The organism is Bacillus cereus group sp. BfR-BA-01356 (genome assembly GCF_022663635.1).
GTDB lineage: Bacteria > Bacillota > Bacilli > Bacillales > Bacillaceae_G > Bacillus_A > Bacillus_A cereus.
Genome location: NZ_JAKUFX010000218.1, coordinates 1 through 4,646 on the forward strand (window position 1 = coordinate 1; position 4,646 = coordinate 4,646).

Below are 4,646 nucleotides of genomic sequence, written 5' to 3' on the forward strand. Positions count from 1 at the left end.
ATTTTACATAAAATACTGGTCTAGTTTCGTGATGTCTTTTTTAAGCAATTTGTCCTTTGATAACTTCAAAAGATATTATTTTTCAGTTGACATACTACCGCAGGTCTTTCCAAGCACCCTTTTTCTATATGTATGCCACAATATAGTAAATATTAAACGTATTCTTTCATCCTTGAAAAAATGCCAATAAAAAAGGAATCTACGTCGACATAGATTCCTTTTCTGTAATCACTTTTTTTTCATCATTTTTTTTAATACAAAATAACCAAGTGCACAAACAATAGCAGCAAGTGCAAAGTATTTCACATATGGCCCCGCAACTTTATTAATACTTTCCCACTCTGTTCCTAATTTAAAACCTAAATATACAAACACAATTGACCACGGAATAACAGCTAATGTAGTTAGCGTAATAAACTTAGCATGTGACATTTTCGCAATACCCGCTGGTATCGAAATAGCATGACGCACAACCGGAATAAAACGTGCGGTAAAGATAACGCCAGTTCCATAACGATTAAACCAATCTTCAGCATAATCAATATGTTTCTTCTGAATTAAAATATATTTTCCATATCGCTCAAGAACAGGTCTTCCTCCATATCGACCAATCCAATAAATGAATAGTTGTGCAATTACACCACCAATTGTACCGAACGCGACAGCGCCCCAAAATGTAATGCTTCCTGTTGATACTAAATAACCTGCATAAGACAATACGATTTCACTTGGAATAACCTCTAGCATTAATCCAAGCATAATTCCCCAATAACCAAGTCCTTCTAAAAAAACTAAAACCGAATGAATCAACTCTCCTAACATCATTTACCTCTCTTTACTGTTTTCATTACAAAAATAAAAGTACAAGCAGGAAATATCTTGTACTTTTATTTTTTTCAATTTAGTTAGTCTTCGTATCCCACTTAAAGATTTTATTTAAGAATTTATATACATTCTTCGACTCTTTTGTCAGAAGTGGGCCTAAAATGGATAGTATAAGCACGTATAGTGCTGAGAATGGTTTCAGTACTGACATTAAGCCACCGGCGATACCGATATTAGCCATAATGATGGAGAACTCTCCTCTTGAAACGATTGTTAATCCGATATTTGTTGATGCTTTATGAGATAATCCAGCTTGTCTTCCTGCGATCATTCCTGCTACAAAGTTACCGATTATCGTAAGAAGGACAGCACCTAACGTTAACCATATCGCTCCGCCTAATGAGAACGGATCAATACTTAACCCGAAGCTGAAGAAGAAAATAGCTCCGAAAAAGTCTCTAAATGGAACAACAAGATGTTCAATTCGGTCACTATGCTCTGTCTCAGAGAAAACTAATCCTAGAAGAAGTGCTCCAATTGCTTCTGCAACGTGAATTGTTTCTGAAAAACCAGCAATGAAGAATAAAGAAGCAAATACTACAATAATAAAGATTTCATCTGAGCTAATATTGAGCAATTTATTTAATAACGGCGTAGCCTTTCTAGCTACTATAAAGAATAGAAGCATATATCCTAAAGCAATTCCAATTGAAGTAAGGGCACCTAAGAAGGAAGCGTGATCTCCAAGTACTAAACCAGAAACAACTGATAAATATACAGCAAGGAATATATCTTCAAACATAATAATTCCTAAAATTAATTCGGTTTCATTATTACCAGTTCTTCTTAAGTCCACTAACACTTTAGCAACGATAGCGCTAGAAGAAATCGTAATAATACCCGCAATAATTAAGATTTCTAGTAATGGGAATCCCATTATAAATCCGTATAACAAACCAAGTGAAAAGTTAATTAAAATATAAATCGTTCCGCCAATCGCAATAGAGCGTCCAGATTTAATTAGTTTTTTCATTGAAAATTCTAATCCTAGATAGAATAGAAGGAATAGAACCCCAATCCGTCCAAGGAAGGAAATTACACTTGCACTTTCAATAAATTTGAGATCGATAACACCTATTGTCGGTGCATGCGGTCCTACTAACATTCCAAGAACGATTAGAAAAGGAATTACTGAGAATTTAAATTTTCCAGCAATTACTGCTGCAATTGCCACTAAAACTAAAGCTGTACCAACTTCAAAAATTAACGTATCCATCTAATCAGTCCCCCCTATTTGAAAGTAATTTATTAATGATTTTTTTAATTTCTTCTCTCTCACCTGAAACTACAAGCATATCTCCTTCTTCAATTACTGTTTCTGGTCCTGGATTAAATAGCTTCTTCATGTTCTTCTTCATAACTGCGATTATGGTTACGCTATATGTTTTTCTTATTTCAAGATCGCCAATTGTTTTTCCGATTGCTGGAGCTGTATTCTCCACTTTGAACCACTCAATCGCTAAACCTTCAAAAACCATCTCAACATTTTCTAACGCCCTAGGCTTATATACCATTCCACCTAATATTGCCGCGATTTGTCTTGCCTCTGAGTCACGTAGTGAAATACTTGAGATGCTTTCTTCATGGTCTGAATCAAAATGATACATTTCTCTACGACCATCATCATGAATGACAATTACCATCTTTTCATTACCTTTTGTAACGATTTGAAACTTATAACCAATACCCGGAAGTTCACTTTCTCTAATATTCATTTTTAGCTCCTCCATAACTTATTTATTTTAATTTTCTGTTTTTCTGTCTTTTATTCATCCAATCAGCTTTAGAAATTCTAACCACTCAGGATATTTGTGATTTGGAAATCTTTTATTGTAATAATAAGTGGACCCTAAAAAGATACTTAAAGATGTAATGATAAAAAATATATTACTTCTCATTTTCAAACTCTCAAGGCTTACTTTCCATAAAGAATCTTCTTTCAAATTATCCCCACCTTCTCGCTTTACATTTAGTTTTTTAAAATGTAAATAATTCTAAAAATATTACGATGTAACATAATCATAACACAAAAATGACTTAAGTAACATAATTTTTTAGAAAAATTGATTCTCGTATATTTTTTGCATATAATTTTCTTATTACGAAAAAAAGGAAGTGTATTATATGGTTGATATCTTTAGCAGATTCCTTGAGGTAACGAATAATATTTTATGGTCATATATTCTTATTGCAATGCTAATCGGCTTCGGTCTTTACTTCTCTTTTAAATTAAAATTTGTCCAAATTACTCATTTCAGTGAGATGGTCAGCTTAATTAGTAAAGGGTTTAATCGAAAAGAAAAAAAGAAAGATAGCATCTCCCCATTCCAAGCATTTTGCTTAAGTGCAGCAGCACGTATCGGTATCGGGAACTTAGCCGGTGTAGCATTAGCAATTTCAATGGGTGGACCTGGCGCAATATTTTGGATGTGGTTTATCGCCATTATCGGAGCAGCTACTAGTTTTGTAGAATGTACACTTGCGCAAATTTATAAAGTAAAAGATGGAAGTAGGTTCCGTGGTGGACCAGCATATTACATGGAAAAAGGGTTAAACAAACGCTGGATGGGCGTCTGGTTTTCACTTCTTATTACAGTTGCGTACGGATTAATTTTCAATTCAGTGCAAGCAAATACAGTAACAATAGCGTTTGAAAATGCTTTTGGACTAGAGCGAACAATCGTAGGAGCTCTATTAGCTTTATTAGTTGCAGTTATTATTTTTGGTGGCATTAAGAGCATTTCACGTATTACAGAAATGATTGTTCCGCCAATGGCAATCGTTTATATCGGCGTGGCTATTTTTGTCGTTATTAACAACTTCAGTATGTTACCAAGCATTTTCATGGAAATCTTTAACGGTGCATTCGGTTTAGACCAAGCTATCGCTGGTGGTATTGGAGCAGCAATCAAGTTCGGAATTCAGCGCGGTTTATTCGCTACGGAAGCAGGAATGGGTAGCTCTCCTAATGCAGCCGCAACATCTGATGTATCTCACCCTGTAAAACAAGGGCTTGTTCAAGCGTTAGGCGTTTTCGTAGATACATTCTTAGTATGTACATCAACAGCATTTATCGTATTATGTTCTGGGCTTTACAAAGGATCAAATTTAGAAGGTATCGAATTAACACAAAACGCATTAAGTTCACAAATTGGACCGTGGGCAAGCACTTTCTTAGCGATTATTATTTTCCTATTCGCTTTCAGTTCACTTCTAGGAAACTACTATTATGGTGAAACAAATATCGCATTCATTAAAGAAAGCAAAACATGGCTAATGATTTATCGCGTTGCAGTTGTCGGAATGGTATTCTTCGGATCAATCGCTGCTCTTAAAACAGTTTGGAGTTTAGCTGATTTATTCATGGGACTAATGGTATTCACAAACTTAATTGCCATCTCATTCCTTAGCAAATTTGCTTACGCTGCATTAGTAGACTATTTGAAGCAAAAGAAACAAGGAAAAGATCCTGTCTTCGTTGCAAACTCTATCCCTGGCTTAAAGAATACAGAGTGCTGGGATGGGCAGGATGTAGAAGAAAAACAAAAAGCCGTTTAACAAATAAAAGCGGAAGTGGCTCGTTCAGAACAGGAGGGTGTTGGAACTCCTGATTACGAGGCGCTTTTTGCCTCAAATGAAGGAGTGAAACAACCGACTGGTCTAGTCACCGGAGCTGGATATTAATTAAAAGCGGAGGTGACTTGCTCAGAACAGGAGGGCATTGGAGCTCCTGACGAAGAGGCGTTCTTTGCCTCACAGGA

General features: G+C 35.5%; 4 protein-coding genes. 1 reads left to right on the top strand and 3 read right to left on the bottom strand.

Going from position 1 to position 4,646, the window contains the following annotated elements; genetic code table 11:
* Positions 1-228: 228 nt before the first annotated feature.
* The 3 genes from uptA to MR168_RS32230 form a co-directional block, all read right to left on the bottom strand.
* The gene (uptA, locus tag MR168_RS32220) at positions 229-822 is read right to left on the bottom strand and encodes an undecaprenyl phosphate transporter UptA (RefSeq protein WP_000900219.1); all 594 of its coding nucleotides are present in this window, start codon (positions 820-822) and stop codon (positions 229-231) included.
* A gap of 79 nt (positions 823-901) precedes the next feature.
* Positions 902-2,101 carry a cation:proton antiporter gene (locus MR168_RS32225; RefSeq protein ID WP_000380223.1) on the bottom strand — a complete coding sequence of 400 codons (1,200 nt, stop codon included), beginning with the start codon at positions 2,099-2,101 and terminating at the stop codon, positions 902-904.
* A 4-nt stretch (positions 2,102-2,105) separates the two neighbouring features.
* Positions 2,106-2,600: a cation:proton antiporter regulatory subunit gene (locus tag MR168_RS32230; RefSeq protein ID WP_016123723.1), complete on the bottom strand. Its 495-nt coding sequence runs from the start codon at positions 2,598-2,600 to the stop codon at positions 2,106-2,108.
* Between the two features lie 409 nt (positions 2,601-3,009).
* On the opposite strand from MR168_RS32230, the gene MR168_RS32235 reads away from it, so the two are divergent.
* Positions 3,010-4,443, top strand: coding sequence for an alanine/glycine:cation symporter family protein (locus tag MR168_RS32235; protein WP_000227591.1), 1,434 nt, complete (start codon positions 3,010-3,012; stop codon positions 4,441-4,443).
* Positions 4,444-4,646 lie beyond the last annotated feature (203 nt).